This is a genomic window from Shewanella sp. 5_MG-2023 (assembly GCF_030547465.1).
GTDB lineage: Bacteria > Pseudomonadota > Gammaproteobacteria > Enterobacterales > Shewanellaceae > Shewanella.
On sequence record NZ_JAUORC010000010.1, the window covers coordinates 1 to 23413 of the forward strand.

General features: G+C 42.7%; 19 protein-coding genes. 7 read left to right on the forward strand and 12 right to left on the reverse strand.

Going from position 1 to position 23413, the window contains the following annotated elements; all coding sequences use genetic code 11:
- The first annotated feature begins 222 nt into the window (after nt 1-222).
- From Q4557_RS07310 to Q4557_RS07330, 5 genes are all read left to right on the forward strand, one after another.
- Entirely contained in the window at nt 223-1878 is a 1656-nt protein-coding gene (locus tag Q4557_RS07310) for a SulP family inorganic anion transporter (protein ID WP_198589947.1), read from the forward strand.
- A gap of 188 nt (nt 1879-2066) precedes the next feature.
- Complete coding sequence (locus Q4557_RS07315; RefSeq protein WP_303411776.1) at nt 2067-2312, forward strand: YdcH family protein; 246 nt, start codon at nt 2067-2069, stop codon at nt 2310-2312.
- Between the two features lie 227 nt (nt 2313-2539).
- Complete coding sequence (locus Q4557_RS07320; RefSeq protein WP_198589337.1) at nt 2540-2989, forward strand: hypothetical protein; 450 nt, start codon at nt 2540-2542, stop codon at nt 2987-2989.
- A gap of 287 nt (nt 2990-3276) precedes the next feature.
- A complete protein-coding gene (locus Q4557_RS07325; protein WP_303411779.1) occupies nt 3277-4275 on the forward strand; it encodes a permease in 999 nt (332 codons plus the stop codon).
- Nucleotides 4276-4331: 56 nt separating this feature from the next.
- Nucleotides 4332-4562 (forward strand): thioredoxin family protein, encoded by a 231-nt coding sequence (locus tag Q4557_RS07330; protein WP_102475495.1) that lies wholly within the window; start codon nt 4332-4334, stop codon nt 4560-4562.
- A 207-nt stretch (nt 4563-4769) separates the two neighbouring features.
- On the opposite strand, the gene Q4557_RS07335 is transcribed toward Q4557_RS07330, so the two are convergent.
- The 5 genes from Q4557_RS07335 to Q4557_RS07355 form a co-directional block, all read right to left on the reverse strand.
- Nucleotides 4770-6386, reverse strand: a complete 1617-nt coding sequence (locus Q4557_RS07335; RefSeq protein WP_198590842.1) for a methyl-accepting chemotaxis protein — start codon at nt 6384-6386, stop codon at nt 4770-4772.
- 373 nt (nt 6387-6759) lie between these two features.
- Nucleotides 6760-7188 carry a twin-arginine translocation signal domain-containing protein gene (locus Q4557_RS07340; RefSeq protein WP_303411786.1) on the reverse strand — a complete coding sequence of 143 codons (429 nt, stop codon included), beginning with the start codon at nt 7186-7188 and terminating at the stop codon, nt 6760-6762.
- A 1-nt stretch (nt 7189) separates the two neighbouring features.
- Nucleotides 7190-8512: a GMC oxidoreductase gene (locus tag Q4557_RS07345; RefSeq protein ID WP_303411788.1), complete on the reverse strand. Its 1323-nt coding sequence runs from the start codon at nt 8510-8512 to the stop codon at nt 7190-7192.
- 587 nt (nt 8513-9099) lie between these two features.
- Entirely contained in the window at nt 9100-10590 is a 1491-nt protein-coding gene (locus tag Q4557_RS07350) for a lytic polysaccharide monooxygenase (protein ID WP_303411790.1), read from the reverse strand.
- Between the two features lie 550 nt (nt 10591-11140).
- A complete protein-coding gene (locus tag Q4557_RS07355) occupies nt 11141-12685 on the reverse strand; it encodes an NAD(P)H-hydrate dehydratase (RefSeq protein ID WP_303411792.1) in 1545 nt (514 codons plus the stop codon).
- Nucleotides 12686-12948: 263 nt separating this feature from the next.
- On the opposite strand from Q4557_RS07355, the gene Q4557_RS07360 reads away from it, so the two are divergent.
- Complete coding sequence (locus tag Q4557_RS07360) at nt 12949-14244, forward strand: amidohydrolase family protein (protein WP_303411795.1); 1296 nt, start codon at nt 12949-12951, stop codon at nt 14242-14244.
- Between the two features lie 132 nt (nt 14245-14376).
- Here Q4557_RS07360 and Q4557_RS07365 read toward each other — a convergent pair whose 3' ends face one another.
- The 4 genes from Q4557_RS07365 to Q4557_RS07380 all read right to left on the reverse strand — a co-directional run bounded on the left by Q4557_RS07365 (nt 14377) and on the right by Q4557_RS07380 (nt 18692).
- The gene (locus Q4557_RS07365; protein WP_303411797.1) at nt 14377-14739 is read right to left on the reverse strand and encodes a hypothetical protein; all 363 of its coding nucleotides are present in this window, start codon (nt 14737-14739) and stop codon (nt 14377-14379) included.
- A 360-nt stretch (nt 14740-15099) separates the two neighbouring features.
- Nucleotides 15100-16017: an alpha/beta fold hydrolase gene (locus tag Q4557_RS07370; protein ID WP_102439312.1), complete on the reverse strand. Its 918-nt coding sequence runs from the start codon at nt 16015-16017 to the stop codon at nt 15100-15102.
- 618 nt (nt 16018-16635) lie between these two features.
- Entirely contained in the window at nt 16636-17097 is a 462-nt protein-coding gene (locus Q4557_RS07375; protein WP_303411807.1) for a septal ring lytic transglycosylase RlpA family protein, read from the reverse strand.
- A gap of 269 nt (nt 17098-17366) precedes the next feature.
- The gene (locus Q4557_RS07380; RefSeq protein WP_303411809.1) at nt 17367-18692 is read right to left on the reverse strand and encodes an aminotransferase class V-fold PLP-dependent enzyme; all 1326 of its coding nucleotides are present in this window, start codon (nt 18690-18692) and stop codon (nt 17367-17369) included.
- A gap of 270 nt (nt 18693-18962) precedes the next feature.
- On the opposite strand from Q4557_RS07380, the gene Q4557_RS07385 reads away from it, so the two are divergent.
- Nucleotides 18963-19454, forward strand: a complete 492-nt coding sequence (locus Q4557_RS07385) for a TIGR00645 family protein (protein WP_102439310.1) — start codon at nt 18963-18965, stop codon at nt 19452-19454.
- 159 nt (nt 19455-19613) lie between these two features.
- On the opposite strand, the gene Q4557_RS07390 is transcribed toward Q4557_RS07385, so the two are convergent.
- The 3 genes from Q4557_RS07390 to Q4557_RS07400 all read right to left on the reverse strand — a co-directional run bounded on the left by Q4557_RS07390 (nt 19614) and on the right by Q4557_RS07400 (nt 23240).
- Nucleotides 19614-20915 carry an anaerobic C4-dicarboxylate transporter gene (locus Q4557_RS07390; protein ID WP_303411812.1) on the reverse strand — a complete coding sequence of 434 codons (1302 nt, stop codon included), beginning with the start codon at nt 20913-20915 and terminating at the stop codon, nt 19614-19616.
- Between the two features lie 301 nt (nt 20916-21216).
- On the reverse strand, nt 21217-22197 hold the full coding sequence (locus tag Q4557_RS07395; protein ID WP_303411814.1) for a helix-turn-helix domain-containing protein: 981 nt from the start codon (nt 22195-22197) through the stop codon (nt 21217-21219).
- A gap of 233 nt (nt 22198-22430) precedes the next feature.
- On the reverse strand, nt 22431-23240 hold the full coding sequence (locus tag Q4557_RS07400) for a zinc metallopeptidase (RefSeq protein ID WP_303411816.1): 810 nt from the start codon (nt 23238-23240) through the stop codon (nt 22431-22433).
- Nucleotides 23241-23413: the final 173 nt, after the last annotated feature.

Genomic DNA, 23413 nt, shown 5'->3' on the forward strand with positions numbered 1-23413 from the left:
CCTCTTATCTATACAAAATAGTTAAACATTTGCCTCTACAGCTGCGCTATTCAGTTGCTTATCGATATAAACAACCGACCTCTTATCTATACAAAATAGTTAAACATTTGCCTCTACAGCTGCGCTATTCAGTTGCTTATCGATATAAACAACCGCCTCTTATCTATACAAAATAGTTAATTTTTTGATAAAGTTGCGCCAATTATGGTCTAAGAGGTTAGCATTTTGTTTAAGGAACGGTTCAAAGACGTCAATCTTAAAGGCGATTTGTTTGGTGGCGTCACCACAGCCATCATTTCCCTACCCTTGGCACTGGCCTTTGGTGTTGCCTCTGGCGCTGGCGCCGAAGCCGGATTATGGGGCGCGATACTAGTGGGCTTTTTTGCCTCCTTATTTGGCGGCTCATCAAGCTTAATATCTGAACCGACCGGCCCTATGACAGTGATTATGACCGCCATTTTAACCAGCATGGTGGCCAAATACCCTGAATCAGGAATGGCAATATCCTTTACCGTGGTGATGATGGCAGGCGGTTTTCAATTTTTACTCGGCATGCTCAAGCTAGGTAAATACGTCACCTTAATGCCATACAGTGTCATTTCAGGCTTTATGTCAGGCATTGGGGTGATTTTAATCATCTTACAGCTGTCACCATTGTTAGGTCATGCCGCTCCTGCAGGTGGTGTGTTAGGCACCTTATCAGCCCTCCCAGACACCTTAAGCAATATTAAGTTTGCTGAACTATTTTTAGGCTTACTGACTTTAGCGACATTATTTTTGTTTCCTCAGCGCTATCGTAAATACGTCCCTGCGCAACTGGTTGCCTTAGTCGCCATCACGTTACTGTCAGTGATTTTATTTGATAGTGACAGCATTCGCCGTATTGGGGTTATTCCTGCTGGGTTACCTTCTTTAGTGATACCGCACATAAATGCGGATATTTTTATTACCATGGTGATTGATGCCTTGGTGTTAGGCACCTTAGGCTGTATCGATACGTTACTCACCGCCGTTATCGGAGACTCATTGACCCGTAAAGAGCACGACTCAGACAAAGAGTTACGGGGTCAGGGCTTGGCTAATATGATTTCAGGTTTATTCGGCGCCCTGCCTGGCGCAGGTGCTACTATGGGTACAGTGACCAATATTCAGGTAGGCGCCCGCTCGCCTGTTTCTGGTATGGTTCGCGCGCTAATGCTGGCATTAGTGGTACTTGTGGCTGGCGGCTTAACAGAGCCAATACCTATGGCCGTTTTAGCTGGTATTGCGGTTTATGTGGGCTTTAATATTCTTGATTGGAGCTTCATTCAACGGGCTCACAAAGTCAGTATGCAAGGCATGGCTATTATGTACGGGGTGATGATCTTAACCGTATTTGTCGATTTGATTGTTGCCGTTGGCCTTGGGGTATTTATTTCTAACATTATTATCATTGAACAATTAAGCCAGCAGCAAGCAAGGCAAGTAAAAGCCATTAGTGATGCCGATCAAAACGATGTGCCGCTGACTCAAAGCGAACGCGGCCTGCTGGATCAAGCCAATGGTAAAGTGCTGTTTTTCTATCTGTCAGGGCCAATGATATTCAGCGTATCAAAAGCGATCTCTCGCCAACATACCAGTGTGAGTGATTATGAAGCGATGATCCTCGATCTTACTGACGTGCCGATGATCGATGTGACTGTTGGGCTAGCGCTAGAAAATGCCATTAAAGATGCCCAAGATGCCCATTGTGAAGTATTTTTATTGTGCCCTAACCTGCAAACCAAAGATCAGCTGCAGAAGTTTCATGTGATTGATTCGCTGCCAACTGAAAACACCTTTTTGTTCCGCTATGAAGCCTTACAAGCCGCCCTTAAACATGTGCAAGCTAACGGCTAGAAATATGAGTAACTGAATGGGTGGGTTAAGATAATAAATAACCCATCCTAACTCACTCAAATCAATTCTATTTTTAGAAAAAAAGTCATTAATATTTGTTAACTAGCTCCCCATTTTTAAACAACATAATGCTATAGTGAACTCAGTTCCAAAATACTGAATTTCTGTTCACCATTTAGGGGTTATCTATGTTAAATGAGAATCACGCACTAATTTTCGACTTTCCAGAATTTAAGCAAGACATTGTTGATTTAACACATAAAGATGAAGCATTTCAAAAGCAATCAAAGCAATACCATCTACTGGATTATGAAATCCGTCAGTTAGAAATTGATGGCAGCCCAACCGATGACGAACACATGCACCAACTTAAAGTGCAGCGGGCTAATTTAAAAGATGTGCTATTCCAACAGCTAAAAGCCCATCACGACTAATTCGTACCAAACCAGACCCAGCGAAGGGAACGATGCGATAAAACAATCATTCCCTTCACCGCTTGTTCCACTCAGATTTAAACCCATCCTCTCCCTCTCTTTTTAGCGCTATTAAAAGCTGCTAAGCGTAAATAGAAAGTCTTCATTAAGCCTTAGCCACTCGCTATTAACCCATTCGTCACTATACTTCTCGGTGTTAATTTTTTAACAACCTAAGAGAGATTAAGATGAAATATATCGTATTAATAATCGGATTATGCAGCTTACTCTTTGCCGTTTCTTCTCAGGCTGAGCTTGAGATTTATAAAGACTATGACATTGGAAAAGAAGTGACTTCAATGACCACGGTGAGGATCGATCCCAACATGGAAGACGTTTACCTAGAAGGCTTAAGAGAAAGTTGGGTTAAAGCGGTACGGTTACAAAAAGAGCTGGGTTATATTAAAGATTGGAAAATTTTTGCCAGTGAATTACCACAAAGTGGCGAATTCAATATGGTGCTAATGGTGATGTTTGAAAATAGTGCCGATTTAGAACCCAATCAGGAAAAGTATAAAAACTTCATGAAAAGTTGGGGCCAAGCCAATCAAGACAATAGCCGTAAAATCACTAAAACTTATCCCAATGTAAGAACCTTAACCGGAGAATACCGATTAAGAGAAATTATCATGAAGTAGAAAAAATTAAGTACAATTTAATCATTAACTTAATCCCACTTCACAATATCTAGACCACAGCCTCGCATTAAGGTTTACCCCAAATGCGAGGCTGGTTTTCAGTTTCAAACCCCTTCAGTTATAACTTCTGTAAGCACCAAGCTTAAGTGGTGTTTTAGCTTTATTTAACCGATATTGTGACAAACCTTTACGCTCCAGCCCTTTATGCAAAAGCGAGAGCTAGCGCTTATTTTCATTGCTAAAAATCCGCTATCTTGGCTATAAGACGTTTTTTTGAGCATTAACCTATGTTTCAAATTTTCACTGATTTTGCATCATGGCTAATTTACGATTTATTGGGCTTGTCAGCGCAGACAAAGCTTGGGGATGCACTGCATTTTTTTGTTGAAGACGTAACTAAGATTTTTGCCCTACTGCTGGTGATGATCTACCTCATAGCCTTAATGCGAGCCTCATTAAATGTTGAACGAGTCAGAGACTATTTAGCTGGTAAACCCAAGGGCTTAGGTTACTTGATGGGCTCTGGATTTGGGGTGGTAACACCATTTTGTTCTTGCTCCAGTATTCCGGTATTTCTTGGCTTTACCTCAGCCGGGATCCCCCTTGGGATCACCATGAGCTTTTTGATCACCTCACCGCTAATCAACGAAGTAGCCATCTTGCTACTCATGAGCCTACTGGGGATAAAATTCACCATTTTATATGTCGTGGTTGGCATGAGTGTCGGCATGTTAGGCGGCTTTTTTCTCGATGCAATAAAAGCTGAGCGCTGGCTACAATCTTTTGCCGCTGAAGCCCTCAAACGCGGTCAACAACATAGCACTGCTAATAACCCTGACGATATTCAAACCCAAGCGCTATCAATGTCACAGCGGCATCAATTTGCCAAAACTGAGATGTTCGATATTTTTGGCCGAGTATGGAAATGGGTCATTATTGGTGTCGGCCTTGGGGCAGCGCTGCACGGCTTTGTACCCGATGGTTGGATTGAGGCCCATTTAGGCGATGGCCAATGGTGGTCAGTACCTGCTGCAGTACTACTGGGGATCCCGCTGTATTCAAACGCCACCGGGGTAATTCCTGTGATGGAAAGCTTAATTGTTAATGGCCTACCCATAGGCACCACACTGGCATTTTGCATGAGCACCGTTGCTGCCAGCTTCCCAGAATTTATCTTACTAAAACAGGTTATGCAGTGGCGCTTACTGGCAATATTATTCTGCCTGCTATTGGTGGCGTTTACCCTAGTCGGTTGGCTGTTTAATGCCTTTACGCCATTTTTATGATTTTACTGATGTAAAAAACATCGGTGATTTAACAGCTCAATAAATAAGGATTTATCATGAGAACCATTAAAATATTAGGCTCCGGCTGTAAAAAGTGTCTTGAAACAGCAGAACTTGCCCAAGCAGTTGCCGATGAAAAAGCCGTTACTGTCACAATAGAAAAAGTCACCGACATGGCGCAAATTATGGCTTATGGTGTAATGAGCACACCTGCTGTGGTGGTGGATGAAAAAGTGGTTCATAAAGGCAGTAAGCCCACTAAAGAGCAACTGGCGAGCTGGATATAGCGCAGAATGATACATCAGCTTATTGGGATAATGATAACTTACATCGCTTGGTATTGATGAAAAAACCTAAGGGAATGGGTCTATCTCCCTTAGGTCTCCACCACAGTGCTTTTAGCACAATGCTATAACACAGCATTAGCCTCTAAATAGCGGATATTTTAGTGGCAAAACTGTCACATTGACTCTAGCTTGTTTAAAAATAATTCACTAACTTGTCTTGAATTGACCAATTTGTTCTCTTAATTGCTGTGACAAATGATTAACCTGCACACTGGCACTATGTGATTGGTCGGCATTGCTGGCCGTTAATCTGGCTTCATCACTAATATTGACAATATTACGATTAATTTCATCACTGACCGCGGTTTGCTCTTCTGCTGCTGTGGCGATTTGGGTGGCCATATTAGAAATCATCGCCACCGATTCGGTAATTTTAGCTAAGGCCTCACCCGCTTGTGCTGCCTGAACGGTGCTTTTATCGGCTTGCTCACGGCTTGAGTCCATTACCGATACCGCATCTTTAACACCCGTTTGTAATTGTCCAATCATTTGCTGAATTTGATTAGTTGAATCTTGAGTTCGTTTAGACAAGGTTCTGACCTCGTCTGCCACTACCGCAAAGCCACGCCCGTGCTCGCCCGCGCGGGCAGCTTCGATGGCGGCATTGAGTGCCAGTAAGTTAGTTTGCTCTGAAATACTGCGGATCACATCTAAAATGCTACCTATATTATCGGCATCGTTTTGTAATTTTTGTAACGCATTGGCAGCTTGTTCAACCCCGCCAGAGAGGTTATCGATCGAAGCGATCGTTTGCTGAACTATCATGTCACCATGGACCGCTTGGGTATCAGAATCTTTAGCTGCTTGCGCCGCTAGTTCGGCATTATTAGCTACTTCCACCACGGTTGCTTGCATTTGATTCATCGCTGTAGCAACTTGTTCGGTTTCACCTTGTAAGCGCTGCATGCCCGCTAAGGTTTCGTTACTGGCCGATTTAAGCTGCACACTTGCCGTACCTAACTGCTGAGTATTACCATTAAAATCAATAATTAACTCACGAATATTACCTACAAATACATTAAAGTTGCCAGCGACCTGATTAATTTCGCTATTACCACTGTCATCTAGCGCCACGGTAAGATCTTTAGAGCCTGAAGCCACATTACTCATGGAATTATCTAAAGCGTTAAGCGGAGTGAAAATATTGCGGTAAAGGGCTGACAAAATAATGATAATAAACACACCAATGCCAATACTGCCCCACAATTGCACACTGGCAGCTTGCATGGTGGAATTTAGGGTTTCTTGTACCGCAACAGTAAATTTACCATCTAACTCTTGGGCTAATTCATCTAAATTATCAGCTAACTCTGACGATGCTTGGTCAAAGCCACCAGCACCTTTCATCAGTAAATTACCAGCATCGGTCCCCTGAGTTAGGTAAGCATCTGCCATATTCACACCAGATTCATGCAATTGATTAATTTGACGTTTAATCGATTGAGCTCTTGCAGTATATTCCGGTGCCGAACTGATAAGTTTATCCATATTTGCTTGAGCGGCATGCAAACTTGCTAACGCTTCGGCTTTGGCTTCATCACTTTTTGTTGCGCCAACATCGGTTAAAAACTGCTGAATTTGTACAACATCATAGCGAGTATCTTTTAAAGCAAAAATAGTATTAACCTGTTTTTCTTCATTTAACACACTTTCATAAATAGAAGATTGCTGGGCATTGCTCACCCAAACTAAAACGATTAAAGCCAATAATGATAACGAAATTGTAATTTGAAGCATTCTCTTAATTGAGACATCAATACTCATATAACTACCTTTAAAGATTAAGCCTACTTTAAAATATAAATCGGAGGAATTAGCTTAAATTCACCGTGATTAATGACCTGAATATCAAGTTATTTCAGTTGTCAGTATGGGGTTTGGCGAGTGGTTATTACTCTTAAACAGCCTTTATTGAGCATTAAAGTACTTAATAACATGACTCAATAACATTGGCCTCTAATATTCGTGTAGTACACGATTAGACCTGTATATAGACATCGACTTATTGAGGGAAAACTTTAATGGAGATTTTGCAAGATTATGACCTTTGGCTTAACAAGTTTCACTTGTTAAAGTCAAAGGCCACTATTTTATGAAAGGCATAACTGACAGGGTATTATGGTTTTATCAACAGCAATCAACCGACGTCAAAGCGGGCAAAGGGATTATAACAAGGCCGATTAGCGCCGTAGTATTGCAGCGCCTCTGTGGCAGGGTTACTGACTTGGAAATAATTGGTCGACATCATAAAATCAGTGACTAATTTTCGCTCATACTTATCAATCCAAATAGCACGCTTTTTAACAACCAAATCAAACATTGAAGATTGATCTAATATAATAATGGCACGCAGCTTCATCTCACCATATTCAGCGGTAAAATGATCACAAAACAATTGCAGGTTTTCATCGCTAATATTTAGCTTACCCAGTAAACGATCAAGGCTAGAAACGATAAAATTTTGGGTATTTAATGTATGCACTCCATAACATACCGCCCCACCCAGCCCTGCGCCAACCGCTGCAACTTTAAGAAACGAGCGCCGAGAAAGACTAGTACCACTCATATTAAACCCCCATTCTCGCTGCGCGCACTGCTAATGCTGCAGCCGTTAAGCTAGGATTAGCACAAGAACAGCTTGGAAATACTGATGTGCCCACCACAAATAAGTTTCGGTATTGATGATGAATAAGGTTTGCATCTACCACTGAGCCATCATCAATGTTGCCCATTCTCAAGGTGCCCTGTAAATGTGATTCAGTCGGCCGCCAGCCACGAAAATGAATCGCTTCCACAGGTAATGCATCAAGTACCTTAGGTAATTGCGCTAAAGCCTGCTCAATACCTTTTTGGGCGTACTCAGATTCTCCGGTATAGCTCACTACCGCCTGCCCTGTAGTAGCATCAATAGTGACATTATTGGATTTTTGGGGGAGATCTTCAGCGACAATGACTAATGGCAGGGTTTCTCGCCAGCGACCCACTTCTTTTCTAAAGCCATAAGGCCAACGATTTTCAAAGTAAATCAAACAAGAAGCGTGATCTTTTCTAAACTCGCCATCATACAAGGCATAATTGAGCCCTGTGGTAATAGTGCTACCATCAAAGTTCTCTAAACCGTCTAAATACACCTCTACTTTTATCCCAATTTGCTCGTGTAGCCCTAGGCCCGTGTCACCAAAATCCATTTTCGATCGTAGCAATATCGCAGGGCTTTGTATGGCGTTGGCGCCTAAAACAAACTTGTCGGCGCTGACGGTATATTCTTGATTGTTGTTGATAAAAACCACGCTAGAAACCGCGCTATCACTGTGCTGCATATGCCTTACTTCAGAGTTTAAACAGGTATGCACTCTTGGGTCTGAATACACCTGCTGAAAACCATTATGCACAGTAAATTTGGCCTGAATGGGACATAAATTACATTTGGCATTAGAGCAGCAGGCCGCCCGTGTATCAGTTGACACCCTTGCTCTGGCCGTTGGCATGATAAAGTGGCTGTCCATATTGGCATTTTTCATGATGCGATCAATGGCAGTGGGTCTATGGGGCGGCTGGGGATAAGGTTTTGAGCGAGGAAACATGCTTTGCATATCAGGGTCGCCTGACACCGACATAATGCTTTCGACATCACAATAATAGGGCTCAAGATCGTCATAGGAAATCGGCCAGTCATTGCCGACCCCATACAAAGAGGCGGTTTTAAAATCTGCAGGATGAAATCGAGGGGTTTGGGCAAACCAGCAATTCATTCCACCACCAAAACCAATGGTGCAATTCCATTCTTTTTCAGCTGTATTTTTTTTAAAGGTATCGGCAGGATCAGCAGCCGAATTTTTACCTTGGGATAATTGCCAATTCCACGAATGATAATCGCCCCATTCCAGCACCAGAATATTACCATTAATTTTTTTTAGCGCCTCAAGTAAAAAAATGAAGAGCCAAAACCAGAACCAATAATTATTAATTCATACTTTTGCTGCGCAGCCTGTTCGGCGCTGACAATATTTAAATTCATCGTTATGGGATTCCTTTTCGCTGGTCGCTAACATGAGACCGTTAAATTTAATCCTTAAATACGGCCCTTAAATACGGCCTTTATTTTTAGTTAATTAAATATGGTATCCCCGATACCTTCATATTCAGCAACTAGATAACAATTAAATCATGCAAAATATCTTTATATAATTCCATCGTTATATAACTGATTGTATATAAAAACAATACAAGCGTTCTCCCCACCAAAATACCAATTTCAGTAGTAAGTTCTAGTTAATGGCCGCAGTCCTTTATCTACCATCACACCAATTCAATTAACTAAAACGACATTCTATAGAGTAAAATACCAACACATTTATAAAGCGCATTTGGCCAGATCATATTTTAGATATAGCATAAAAAAACGGCCAATCAATGATTGGCCGTTAGGGTTTACTGCGATTATGTTTAAAACCTTAGCAAACAAGCATGAGGGCTATTAACGCCACACGCCCCACTCACCTGTAGTACCAGGCTCTTCACCTTGAGTCCACCACTGAGCAGTCCACTCTTGGTTATTATGCATCACCTTTTCACCGCCATTATAAACAGCAGATGCACTCCATTGCTCTCCAGGCAATGGCTCAGGGCTTGGTCCTGGTTCTACGTCAGTTGGGGTAATAGTAAAACTATAAACCGTTTTATCTTCTTCGCCTTGACCTGAAACAGTAAGCTCAAAACTGACTTCTTGGGCGACATTCTCAAGCAAAACAGTGTTGATAATTAGCTCATCATTTTGACCAATAGCGGTTTCAATCGGCAAACCTGCCACTTGCACCCAAGAGATTTGTTCAATATCGCCTTTGCTGCTTGCTGGCGTTAATACCACGTACTCACCATGGGTAACGCTAGCGTTAGTAATTTCTTTTAACACTGTTGGCGTAATCACAGCTTCAACAAACTCATTGTTTGCTGTGATACTGAACTCTCCATAAGCCTGTCCATTACTGGCATTAAAGAAGTTATTATGTAGCTCATTTCTGAAATACATATAGTGATTCATTTCTGCATGCCAGCGGCCAATAAACACGTTACCGCTATATTGAGTCTCGTAATAACCGTTGACTTGTGAGGCTAATAAGCGATCCCAATCGAGTTGATTGTCTGCGGTAATTTCTAACGAAAAGCTAGAGTGAATATCACCATTGTCACTAAAGACTTTATAATTAACCGACTCACCAAGCTGAGGGGTATTAAGGCTGATATCAGCAGGAATAAAGGCATCGCCTTGCTCTAAGTATGGCTCGCTTGGTACAGGCTCAACCGGTGAATCACCTGAAATGGTAATGTCACTACAGTTATAGAATCCTTCACCAACGGTGTCATCTCGCTGCCAGCGAGTAAACAAAATCGCATCACCTGAGCGATCGGCTGGGATCGCAATGTCCATGCGGTATTTTTTATCGGCATCCACAGCAACATTGCCGTACTCTTGGATTAACTCTAAGTCATCCCATTTAAGTGGCTTAGACACATCAACACCAGGCTTGGTTAAATAAAACTGCCAGAATGAAGGGTTGTGAGGCGCGGTTGCATTAAACACGTACTCAAAAGTGCCTGTTGGTAACTCAGTGCGGGTCCACTGTGAATGCTCAGCACCCATACCGCTTTTTTGCGCATCATTGGCATAACATAAGCTGCCATCAGGGATAGCCGCTTTTACCACTTCCATATCATTGTATGTCGGTGCAGGAATATTAATGGCAAATTCATTACGCTGAATAAATGGATAAGTACCAGAAATCGCTTTGGCTTGTGCACAAGCCGCATTAGGTGGTGTGCCACTCCACAAGCCACCTTGCTCGTAACAAATTGATTGTCTTGCTTCAGGAAATTCAGCCCAACCATGGGCATGAGCACTTTGATTAGGTATTAAGATGTACATTGCTGACACAGCAGCGACGGCACCGAAAAACTTATTGGTTTTCATGTAAATATCTCTAGTTATGACGTAAAAGAAGACTGCAGACTCAAGGGCGATAATGGATGAATATAAATAACCAACAGTGGTCTGTTCGCGCTACATCATAATTAAAAAAAACCATAAGACAACAGAGCCAATAAAACGACAGCACGTCAAAAAAACTATTATTTACAGCAATATAGACTCAAGATTAAAACGAGTTAACAAATTTAATAAATATTTGACTTGTCATATAATTGACGATAGGGAGCGTAGAAATAATCAACAGCTGCCGCCAATCACCCACAAACACTTATATGGCTTAGTTAAGCCAGTGTTTTACAATATCGTCTTAGCATCAATTTATAATGTATTAGGTTCGCGCCTTTAGTCACAGACAACTAGCGTCAAATAATTGATCTTTGAATGTTAAGATTATTGGTGGCCAATTAGGTACTCATCCGACCACTTCTATTTGCATCCAAATGCATATTTATTCAGCATTAGAATTTGTTTAGACAGCCTAAGTTCACAGCGCTACAGCAAATAAATACTAAAACCACTACGCTATTGTGAGTTAATGACGGCCTAATTTCAGCTGCTGGCAAATATCACTGGCCAGTACCACTCGCTGAGTTTGGCCAAGTTGATGGCCTAGTGTGGCATGCCAGTTCACCCCTGTAATAGCCGCATCAACCGCCGATAGCCCTTGGGCGATAAGTGCAGCAATAATACCTGCTAAGCAATCGCCCATGCCCGGTGTGGCCATAGCTGCTGAGCCAGAATGGCAAAAATTGACTCCACCTTGATGGGCGACTAGTGTGCCAGCCCCTTTTAATACCACGACTGCTTGATATTTTTTATGTAGTGCCAGCGCAGCGGCAACGCGATCGTTTGTAACTTCAGTGGCAGATATGCCCAACAAGCCAGCGGCCTCTGCCTCATGGGGAGTTAGCACCCAAGGCGTTACCGTTTGCTGATGCTTTGCCAAATAACGCAGCGCATCCGCATCTAACACCCCGAGGCTGCGTTTATTATCAACGCCAGAGTTGGGTTGAAGGGTTAATAGCGTTTGCATGATTTGCTGCGCTTGTTGGCCGCGGCCAAGACCTGGGCCGACCACCAGCACGGCGTTTTGCTTTAAGGTGTTTTCGGTACTATCAGAAAACATAATCTCAGGAGATTGGCTTAAGCAGGCGACAAAATGGCTTGGCTCACACTGTAAAAATACCCGCCCAGCGCCAGCATTTAAGGCTGCGCGGCTAGCAATAATGCCAGCGCCAGCCATATTGCCAAGACCTGCAATAACGCTGACATTACCATGATGACTTTTATGGGTATTACCCCTGCGTGATGGCAGCATATTTACCCTTGGATCGTAGCGCCAATTCTCTTTTGTTGTACCAGCAATAGGCTCAAGCCCTAAAGAGTCTAACGACAGTGCCCCACAAGATGCTGGCCCATATGCAGTGAGTTGCCCCGGCTTATAAGCAATAAAGCTATGGGTGGCAGTGGCATTAACGCAAATCGGCTCAGGCTGGCCGCTATCGGCATTTAAACCGCTGGGCACATCAACCGCGTAAACCTGCTCTGCAGTTTGATTAATGTCATCAATAACCTTTATCGCCGCAGCAGATAGTGTTCGGGTTAAACCACTGCCAAATAGCGCATCAATAATGATCGGATAAGATGCGCTAGGTTTAGTGGTATGAACACTACCACCAGCCGCTAAAAATTCATTCATGGCTTGCTGCGCATCGATGCCCGCTTTGGGCGCGCCAAAAGGCGCATAAACCACGACCTTTTTACCCTGTTGCAGTAATAATTTGGCAATGTAATAACCGTCACCACCATTGTTGCCCTGACCCACAACCACCAATATTGCTTGCGATGTATTAAAAGCGCTGCCAAAGCGCTGCACAAAACTGCTAGCAGCCTTAACCATTAAGGGCCAAGTACTATTGTTATGGCTTGATGCCCAATACTGCTCGGCGTCTCTTACTGCCTGCGCTGATAACACCACTGCGCTTTTTTCAAAGTGATCCGCTAAATGATCCTCTAAGTGATCGTATAAATGATCTTTTAGCTGAGCCATTAAGTCATTGTCAGAAAGAGTGGCCATATAAACCTTACCTTGAATGCGAAAGCTAGTATTAACTATACAAGAAGTATGGCAGCACAAAACTACTGCACACGGGATTAGGCAGATATTTGCCATCAATATAAAGCGGGGGGTGGCAATAACTATCAACAATAGATGTGGCAATAATTTTCTACATTAGTCATTACAATTCAATCGCCTTAAGCATTAACACTAGCTTAACAATTGTCGTATGATGGTTTTCTCGCTTACTTATACCTACAATAAACAGGAAAACCACGCAGATGGTAAAGCCAAATAAACAATTAAAAGGTCTAACAAAATTCAGTTTCGCAGCGGCAATATCGCTGACGCTAAGCCTGCCCGCACTGGCACAACAAACCTTATTAATCGCTGATGCATACGTCGATGTAGTAAAAGGCAAAACCATTAATGACGTGGCCATTGTCATTAATGGCAATCAAATAACCCAAGTCACCCAACAAGCCAAAATCACTACAGATAATGATTACAAGCTTATCGATTTAAGCGGTAAAACCTTACTTCCTGGGATGATGGATATGCATGTTCACCTTAGCGGTGATGCCGAGGATAATTTTTTAGCCTCGCAAAATTATTCTATTCCACGCCAAACCGTTAAAGCGGTTAAAAATGCCGAAAAAACCTTAATGGCAGGCTTTACCACGGTGCGGGACTTAGGCGCTGCAGGTTACGCCGTTATTGCCACCCGCGACGGCATTAATGCCGGTGAAATTGCAGGGCCAAGAATTTGGGCTGTTGGCCATCCGATTAGTATTACAGGCGGGCATTGCGACGATAACTTTTCATCCCCAGAAAAAAAATCAAAATCGCAAGGGGTCGCTGATGGACCTTGGGCTGTGCGCGCTAAAGTACGTGAAAATATCAAGTATGGCGCTAATGCGATTAAAGTGTGTGCCACTGGCGGGGTATTTTCTAAGGGCACTAAAGTCGGCGTGCAGCAGTTAACCTATGAAGAAATAAAATCAGCCGTTGATGAAGCCCACATGCGTGGCTTAGTGGTTGCCTCCCATGCCCATGGTACCAATGGCATTAAAGAATCAATCAGAGCGGGCGTCGATAGTATTGAGCATTGTAGTTTCATGGATAAAGAAGCAATAAAAATGGCTGTAAAGGCTGGTACTTACCTTTCTTGTGATATCTACAACACTGAATACACCCTCGCCTATGGCGCAGCTAATGGTGTACCTGAAGCAAACATCAATAAAGAAAAGTTAGTATCGCAAGCCCAGCGAGATAGCTTTAGAGCAGCGGTAAAAGCTGGTGCTAACATGGTATTTGGCTCAGATGCGGCAATTTACCCCCATGGTGATAACGGTAAGCAGTTCTCACGTATGGTGACATTTGGTATGACCCCAGCCCAAGCCTTACAAGCTGCGACCATCAATAGCGCCGCTTTACTCAAGCAAGACAACCTCGGGCAGATTAAAGCAGGGTTTTTAGCTGACATTATTGCCGTTGATGGCGATCCGCTCAGCAATATCAGCTTAATGGAAAACGTGACCTTTGTGATGAAAGACGGTCAAGTCTATAAGCAGTAAGCCAGTAAGGTTTAGCTAATAAAGCCAAATGACTCGCTAGAAACAACAAAGCCTTGATAGTGTTTGCTATCAAGGCTTTTTAATATGTAAAAATAAGGCTGATTTAAGCCTTACTTTAGCTTACTAGTTGATTTAGTTAACCCACTGCATTAACTCTGCAGCCGTTCTCAATGCATACTGTCGTTTAACCAAGTTACCAGCGGGATCAAATAATAGCACTTCAGCAGGGCTAGCACGGTATTTGGCAATCAATTGATCACCCTCTGGGGTGCCTATTCTGGCGATCAAAAAAAACGCTTGCTCACTAATCTGATCGCGAGCCTCATTCATTTGTTCAGTTTGGCTATTGCTCACCGCAAGGTTGGGATCATAAACAAATACAAATGCAGGCTTACCTGTGCCAATTTGTTCATGGGTGGTTTTAAACCCTTTGGGCATGACATTAAACACCACCGCAAACAATATCACTATGGATACAATAACGCCGAGAGTCACCCAAGGCTTACGGCTAGACGAGTTTGAACTGTGATTATCTTTGATAATAAAACCCTCTTTAAGTGTTCAATTCATGACAATAATTTTATCGTCTCACATTGTAATCAACTTAACTGAGTTTTATCTTAAAACGAAATTACGCTTTTAAAGCGCGGTCACAAGGTTAACTAAAACGCTGATATAAAGCCGCAAGATCCCAGCTGCACGTTTTAACAAAATTTAAATCCACCTAAGTATCAGCATCGACGCAGGCTAAATGCTAAAAAAGGGGATACTCTCAACAAGTATCCCCTTTCTTAACACAGTGACTAAGTTACTGGCGCTATCGGCTTAGTGATAGCTAACCAATTACTATTATTTTTAATTAGCACGTATCCAATCATCGACAGTTTGATTCACTAAGTCAGCAGAAGACTCCATAAACCAGTGACCGCCCGGTACCACTTCAACCTGACCCTTATTCAAATCGACAACCTGTTGCAACCACTCTTTACCATGGAACCACACATTCTTATCTTTGCCATAGATGAAAAGAAAAGGCGTGCCAAAATCTTCCACCGCAACACGTTGGGGTAAATCTTTTGATAAAATAGCGTTCCATAAATGCCAGTATGGGTAAGTCATACGCGCATCAGAACGTAAATTAGCCACTTTTTTATTCGCGTCTACATTCTGTTCAAGTTTTAATATGTTTTCCGCAGTAAAAAGCGTTAATTTTTCACCGAGAAATTCAGGTAAAACCCAAGCAAGCGCAAGGGCAAAGGTGTATTTAACATTAATGCTTGGTGATTTTTCGTTACCATAGCTGCCAATGTCTAAAAGAATAAGTCTGTCGACCAAGTCATTTTGCGCAAGATAATGTGAAGCATAAGACGCGCCCCAGTCATGAGCGAGTACAGTCACTTTATCTCTATCTAAACTTTCGATAAAGGCATCCATAATCATGCGAATTTGCTGAATATTGTAATCGGGTCTTTGGCCATTATCTTCTAGCTCGAACCCCGGCAAAGTAAATCGAGCAATCCGATAGTCTTGCTTTAAATATTCAACTTGCTTGTCCCACAGCTCTAAACTATCAGGATAACCGTGGATCATGACTATGGTCTCTTCACCCTCACCATCCATTTTTACTTCAAGGTTTTTTACTATCGTAGGTAGTTGTTGCTGAAATTCATCATCTGGCATCGGGCCTGTAAAAACAAATGTGCCTGCGAGATACAGAATGGGAGAAAGTACAACCAGTACGATCACTAAGATCCTAATTATTATTTTTTTCATACATATCCATTTTTATGTTGAAGTACATCTACAAACACCCTGCTGGCGTTTGCGCTTTTATCAATTAATACCGTTAAAAATTTTTATACCGAGTTAAATGCATCAGCAATTGCAGACAGATACCGCAGCGCTAACTAAACATAGCTATTCGCAGCCAAGATCTAGTGTATTTTTAAGCTGATTAATCAGTAACGCGGTTACATCCCATACAAATTAGAATAATAACTCTAATTTTATGAAGATGAAAAGAACTATCGACAATTATGTAAATACTGTAAGAAAACTAAATGCACAAGGCGTTCGCCTATCAGGCTTTTTACTGTTATTTCATGCGTTTGATCGTTTTTAGGGCGATTTATAAGAAGAAGTTATTACACAGTTTGCCGATGCCCAACATATTGGGTGGCATAAGCGCATAAGCGCGGACTCAGCAATCTCGATTTAGTCAGCTAAAAAACCTATTTTGATAGGCTATGCTAAATGCTAAATGCTAAATGTTGAATGCTAAAGAGAAGAGCTTTAAACAAATGACGCGAGATAGGTCATAAAGAACAGAGAGATTAACTAAGATGTTGAGCCTAGTTAAACAGAGTCAAATAGTGGCTCGCGATGGCAAGATTAATGTTTGTATCTAAAGGTATTGCTGTCGTCCAGAATGTCAATTTTGATCGCTACAATCCCTTGATCAACACTGGCTATTTGTTGAAACGCTTTTTGAGAAAGATCGCTCACTCGGCCTTTAACAAATGGGCCGCGATCGTTAATTTTTACATCGATGCTTTTATTATTGCCGGTATTGGTCACCCTCACTATAGTGCCAAATGGCAAGGTTTTATGGGCTGCAGTATAGGCTCTCATATTGTATTTTTCACCACTTGCCGTCAGTCTGCCGTGAAATTTACTGCCATACCAAGAAGCTTGCCCTGCTAGCACATGAGATGTTGAATATTGTGTTGTTTTAGAAGCATCGATGGGCACTCGTGATGAACAGCCTGTTGCCATAGCAAGGAGTAACACACTAAACATAAGCTTAAATTTAATCATTGTGTTTACTACTCGCTCTTTAAAATAATGCTTCATTTTATTCGCTGCCTTGTAAGCACAAAATGCTCTCAGACAACTCGCTAACCTTAGCCTGCAGTGTAGATGAGAACATTTAAGCTGTCACTCAAGATGACTTATAACACCACCATAGCAAGCGCAGCATCACATAAACCCTGCTCATGTTCACTCCCTTGTTCATGTAGTAGCTGCTGGAGCCTATATGTTATGGCTCGCTAGCAACCGTGGATTCTGGCCCCCCGTTATTACACTGACTTGCACTTATGACACTTTTTAAAAGCAAAACCTTATGCCAACGCTTGTATCTCAGAGAGTGCTTTATCAATCTCGGCTTCGTTATTAATTAAGCTCGGCGCAAAACGCGCGAATGAGTCACGATAAGGCGTCGAGCTCATAATAATCCCCTTAGTGTGCATATGCTCTACCACCTGTTGCGGTGACAAACCATCGACATCAAAACACACCAGCCCCGATGATAGTTCAGTGGCCATTGGCGTATACAAGGTGACATGTGACATTTTTGCCAAGCCTTGCTTGGTTTGGGTATTGAGCTGATGAATACGCTGTTGCACATTGGCTTTACCCAAACGCATATGTAGCTCAAACGCTGCAGGCAATGCCCAGCGATGTTCAAAGGAGTGAAAGCCTCCTGGTGACATATGTTCACCCATTGGTACTTGCGCTTGGGTGCTATTACCTAGCCACACATCGTAGGATAGGCTGAAACTTGGGATCACTGCGCTGCAGTTATTCCAGCCGCGCTTTGAGCCCCATATAATGCCAGTGCCACGTGGGCCAAAGATCCACTTATGAGTGCCAGCAATAAAAAAATCACAGCCTAATGTACTCACATCAACATCCTCGATGCCAAAGCCATGTACGCCATCGACACAAAATAGGATTTTATCAGCTTCAGAACGTGAGCTGTTGGCTTTGGCAATCACATCTGCCATAGCGCGGATAGGTAATTTAACCCCAGTGGAAGAGTGAACCCAAGTCACAGCCACCACCTTAGTCTTTTGATTAATGGCCTTTGCCAAGTTATCGATAACTTGCAAGCTTGTCACTGTGGCAGGGGTGTCATATAACGTAATACGGCGCACGTTAGCCCCTGTTCTTTCTGCACGCAGTTTTAAAGACAGATCGGTAGAGTAATGATCGTGTACGGTTTGCACTACTTCATCATTAGGGCGTAATTTAAGCCCGCTGTATACCAAAGATAACCCCATCGTTGTACTGTCAGTGAGGGCAATTTGTTCGGCTTCACCACCCATATAGCTTGCTGCCGCAGCGGATATTTTTCCATCAATGGTTTCAAAGTGTTTATGCCAATAATCTGAAGGATTGGCATCTAAGCCTTTGCGGTGTCGCTCAATTTCATCTGCCACAGGTTTAGGGTGAGAAGCCAACAAAAAGGTAGAAAGGTGAATGTAATCGTCAGTTAAGGGGAAAAGCTGTCGCAGCGCAGTCCAATCTCCAGCATTGATATTATCAGGCATTAACGCTGCTTTATTGCCCTCAGCAGCGGCATCAGCTGCATTGCCTATGCTTGTCCCAATGACACTTCCAGCTAAGGCTAAACCCATTCGACTTAAAAAATTACGACGTAACATAGACAACTCTTTATTAATCGCTGTGTACCGTTAATAAAAAGTAGCAACCGAATGCAGGAGTGTCTATTAATTGACCGCAAGTGTCACTGCGGCGCCGAAAAGTCAGCCTTAAACATGATTAAGCCTGTTTGATAATGTACAAGTTGGGTAAGTGGGGAGATGATCTCGCTTGCTAGTATAGGTAAGCACAGTTAAAGTGCACTCTGTTTTGATTTAACAATCATCAACTTGATTGATTGCAGCGTTTTTTATCTGAAAGGTTAACTATATATGGAAAAAGTGTTTGAAAAATTAATGTATGCATCACGCTGGATCATGGCACCGATTTATTTAGGTTTAAGCCTGGTCCTATTTGCGTTAGGTATTAAGTTCTTTCAAGAGATTTTTCACATCCTACCGATGATTTTTGAGATGAAAGAAGTTGACCTGATCTTGATTACACTATCGCTAATCGATATCACTTTAGTGGGCGGTCTTCTGGTGATGGTGATGTTTTCAGGCTATGAAAACTTCGTTTCCCAACTCGATGTGGGCGAAAACAGTGACAAACTAAGCTGGCTTGGAAAAATGGATTCAGGCTCACTTAAAAACAAGGTAGCCGCATCAATTGTGGCCATATCGTCAATTCATTTACTTAAAGTTTTTATGAATGCCGAAAATATCGATAACGACAAAATCATGTGGTACTTACTGATCCACATTACCTTTGTATTATCGGCCTTTGCCATGGGCTACTTGGATAAAATTAGTCGCACAAAGTAGCTGCTGACCTTAAGTTGCAAATCCAAATAAAAAAAAGCCTCGATACGGTTAAGCATCGGGGCTTTTTTCGGCTTGCAGTTTGTCGGCATTAAAGCTGACACCTGAAAGCATGCTGCATTATTGATCCAAAGAAACGCCTTAAGCAGACAATAAATACACCTACAAAATAATCTCAGCTAATACAAATCCAATCATCACCGAGCTAACAATCGTCACCACACCGGGTACCACAAAAGGATGGTTAAATACCCACTGGCCAATACGGGTAGAACCTGTGTCATCCATTTCAACAGCCGCCAACAAGGTTGGATACGTTGGCAATACAAATAAGGCACTCACCGCAGCAAAAGAAGCAATAGCAGCCTCAGGGCTAACCCCTAGCATAAATGCCGATGGCATTAACGCCGCTGTGGTTGCGGCTTGCGAGTACAACAACATGCTGGCTAAAAACAAAATGATCGCCAACATCCACGAATGCTCTTCTAGCAAGCCACCCGATAGCGCTTTAATCTCTTCTAAATGCCCAGCAACAAAGGTGTCACCTAGCCACGCAACACCTAATACACAAATACACGCACTCATGCCCGATTTAAAGGTCGCCGCATTAAGCACCTCAGCTGTATCCACTTTACAAAACAGCGTAATCGCCGTGGCTGCCGTTAGCATAAACACCATAATCGCTTCATTTCGCGGCAATGTCGGATTATCAATAAGACCTACAGCATCACTAATCGCGGTGGCGTAAAACACCACTGCCACAATTGCTACCAGAAAAACCATCACCGAACGCTTAGCCCCTGCTGGTAACTCAGTGCTGTTCACCTCGCGTTTGCTCACTAAGCCATGAGCTAAACGGTCTTGATAAACGGGGTCATCTTTCAACTCTTTACCCATAAATTGGGCAACAAAAGCGCCGACCATACAAGCAATAAAAGTAGCGGGAATACAAATCATCAATAAGCTGATATAGCCCACGCCTTTGCTTTCAAGCATGCCGCTCATTAGCACAACCGCAGCTGAAATAGGTGAAGCCGTAATCGCAATTTGAGAGGCAACAACTGCAATACTTAATGGCCGTGAAGGACGAATGCCCTGCTCTTTCGCCACCTCAGCGATGACAGGCAAGGTCGAAAACGCGGTGTGGCCCGTACCTGCAAACAGTGTCATGGTGTAAGTGACAATCGGAGCTAAAAAAGTAACCTGCTTAGGATTTTTACGTAAAACACGCTCAGCGATATTCACCAAATATTGCAAACCACCTGCAACTTGCATCGCCGCAATAGCTGCGATGACCGACATAATAATCAAAATCACATCAATAGGAATAGTGCCAGGTGTCATACCTAACCCAAGAGTTAATACCAACACACCAAAACCACCAGCAAAGCCAATACCAATGCCGCCTATTCGTGCGCCGATAAAGATGGCAGCTAATACCACCACTAACTCAATTGTTACCATAAATCCTCCCAAGCCATAATTGCGCGCACTTTACTGCAAAACCAATATAAGCAATGGATGATTAAATCAATAAAACCTCAACTAACAGAATAAAAAACCGGAAGTGTTAACTAGGGCGTGTTGTTCATTGCGGGTTGAGTTTTGTTCGAGATAAAACCGATTAAGCGCGGCGAGTGAATTACCGCCTAGCAATCTAAGCACTCTTTGTTCGCAAAAAAATCGCTTGGCGATTTACTCCGAGTTTCTTTGGGCGCATTAACTTCGCACCCTGATTTCACACGTCTTATTTCCCACGTATTAATTAAGGCGTGTCTTTGTGAAGTAATTCCATCAAGCCAACGAGTGCGGCAAACAGCACGGCACCAACAGGCCAAATAATCCAAGTGATGCCCCAAGCCATTGTCCAAAAGCTCCAGCCAAGATAGATAGCAATGAGCAAGGGCCAATAAAATCCAGCCAACTTCTCGGCTCGTTTAGTACGTCTAGTTGTTTCTGTCTCTTTCACTGTTTCTTTCAATACATTGCTATAGGCATCATATTTTGCAGAAACCGGTAAAATAATGAATAGACCAACCGCAATAATAAAAAGCAGTACATCTATCATTAATAAAACAATGTCTTGCTCAAAAGAAAAAATACTCACGCACAGCAGCGGAACAAAGCTAACAATAAAACAGAAAATACCTACAGATAAGCGCAAATTATAAGCTGGCCTAAACTGTTTACGCTTTTCATGAAACACGCTGTGAACACCATAAGCGAGTTCAAATGGTTCATCTTCTATCGCCGCTATTTCATCTTGATATTGGTTTGTCTTGATAAAAAAGCTCACTCCAACTGACACCAAAATCAACACACTCACAATACCCAATGCCGCTGCTATATCACCCGTCATGTTAAATCGATTCGTTTCCGCCATAGCCATAAAGAAAAACAACGGCATTGCAGAACACACACACAAAACCACGCCTTTAGAAACAAGATTCGTCATTGCGATTTTATGCTCAACATACTCAGTCGCTTGCTCTAGGGTAATATGGTTAATGCCTAGTTCTTTGGCTTCAGTAGCAACTTCAAATTCCTCGTTCTCGTCCTTTAGTAAGAAGTCTGTAGACACATCAAAAATCTGTGAAAGCATAATGATTTTATTTAAATCAGGAATGCTATTTGCCCCTTCCCATTTAGAAACAGACTGACGAGAAACATTCATTTTCTCCGCCAACTCTTCCTGCGACCAGCCCAGTTTCTTCCTTAATCTAATAATCTTATCTGCAAGTATCATTAGTGAGTCCTTTTAATCAATAATTGAGCAGCAAGCATAAGAAATCAGGCAGTTGCTCACTAGCAAGCCAGCTTGTTATTCTGTCAACCAGCAGTTGCGTTATTGATTATTAAGCCATATTTCAGCAATTTTTTGTATCTAATCGCTAAATTAGCGATTGAGTTTAGGCTATGAAGCAAGGAATGAATTTGAAAAAAATTTACTCTGACCCTGACGAATCCCCACTTATTCTATTAGCGACGCAGCACCGCTATCCAGCGGCCAAGATTGAGCAAGCTTGCTAGCGAGCCAGCAACGTAGGTCAGCGCCGCCGCTTTGAGAATCTTCTCCGCATGCTTTAGGTCACCGTCATGCAGATACTTGCCCTCTTTGAGTATGGGCAGCGCCTTGCCATAACTGGCGTCAAACTCCACCGGCAAGGTCACCAGATGCACAACAGTGCTCAACCCCATCGACAGCACGCCAATTAATATGGTCAACGCGCCAGCCTGCGGTATACGAGTGAGCATAAAGACCACTGGCGCCGCGAACATCATCATGCCGGCAATACGCTCACCGACCATAGCGGTTCTAGCGAGCTTCTGTCGCATCAAAAACAAAGACTCGCCGCGAGAATCCTGTAGCGCATGCCCTACCTCGTGGGCAGCTACCGTCACAGCAGTCAGGGAGTGACCAGAATAGTTATCCGGCGTAAGGCGAACAGTCTTAGCGTCGGGATCATAATGATCGCCGTCAGGCGTCTCTTCAACCTTAACGTCATTCAGGCCAAAACGATCTAGAATATGGCGAGCAAGTTCACCACCGCTACCTTGATGACGGTAGCGATCAGTGGGCTGTTGGTACTTGCTCATGATGTGCTTGACCCACAAGCCAGGCAAGAATACGCAGCCCGCAATGACAATAATTAGAATGATCCATAGCATGCAAACCAGTATGCCATAAACCTTGGTATAACTCTCACGGCTTTTACTCAAAGCCATTAACTGTGGATGCGTGTAGTCGCCTGCAAAAAATAAGTATTTTATAACAAAATTTAAAGCCACTAAAAAGCCCCGATACCGTTAGGTATCGGGGCTTTCAATTCTTTTACAAGAAGTTTGGCTTTAGCTTTTAGGCTTCAGATCAGCAGTGCATATAGCGCTGTATAAATAGGTTAGAACAAGGCGCTTTACCACGACGTTTAGTACGCTAAACGAGTGGTGAAGCAACGCAGTTA

Bases quoted from the DNA above. Each gene is read 5' to 3' on its own strand.
- Q4557_RS07315 (WP_303411776.1), top strand. From the start codon at position 2,067: ATGTTAAATGAGAATCACGCACTAATTTTCGACTTTCCAGAATTTAAG.
- Q4557_RS07320 (WP_198589337.1), top strand. From the start codon at position 2,540: ATGAAATATATCGTATTAATAATCGGATTATGCAGCTTACTCTTTGCC.
- Q4557_RS07325 (WP_303411779.1), top strand. From the start codon at position 3,277: ATGTTTCAAATTTTCACTGATTTTGCATCATGGCTAATTTACGATTTA.
- Q4557_RS07330 (WP_102475495.1), top strand. From the start codon at position 4,332: ATGAGAACCATTAAAATATTAGGCTCCGGCTGTAAAAAGTGTCTTGAA.
- Q4557_RS07335 (WP_198590842.1), bottom strand. From the start codon at position 6,386: ATGAGTATTGATGTCTCAATTAAGAGAATGCTTCAAATTACAATTTCG.
- Q4557_RS07340 (WP_303411786.1), bottom strand. From the start codon at position 7,188: ATGAGTGGTACTAGTCTTTCTCGGCGCTCGTTTCTTAAAGTTGCAGCG.
- Q4557_RS07350 (WP_303411790.1), bottom strand. From the start codon at position 10,590: ATGAAAACCAATAAGTTTTTCGGTGCCGTCGCTGCTGTGTCAGCAATG.
- Q4557_RS07355 (WP_303411792.1), bottom strand. From the start codon at position 12,685: ATGGCCACTCTTTCTGACAATGACTTAATGGCTCAGCTAAAAGATCAT.
- Q4557_RS07360 (WP_303411795.1), top strand. From the start codon at position 12,949: ATGGTAAAGCCAAATAAACAATTAAAAGGTCTAACAAAATTCAGTTTC.
- Q4557_RS07370 (WP_102439312.1), bottom strand. From the start codon at position 16,017: ATGAAAAAAATAATAATTAGGATCTTAGTGATCGTACTGGTTGTACTT.
- Q4557_RS07375 (WP_303411807.1), bottom strand. From the start codon at position 17,097: ATGAAGCATTATTTTAAAGAGCGAGTAGTAAACACAATGATTAAATTT.
- Q4557_RS07380 (WP_303411809.1), bottom strand. From the start codon at position 18,692: ATGTTACGTCGTAATTTTTTAAGTCGAATGGGTTTAGCCTTAGCTGGA.
- Q4557_RS07385 (WP_102439310.1), top strand. From the start codon at position 18,963: ATGGAAAAAGTGTTTGAAAAATTAATGTATGCATCACGCTGGATCATG.
- Q4557_RS07390 (WP_303411812.1), bottom strand. From the start codon at position 20,915: ATGGTAACAATTGAGTTAGTGGTGGTATTAGCTGCCATCTTTATCGGC.
- Q4557_RS07395 (WP_303411814.1), bottom strand. From the start codon at position 22,197: ATGATACTTGCAGATAAGATTATTAGATTAAGGAAGAAACTGGGCTGG.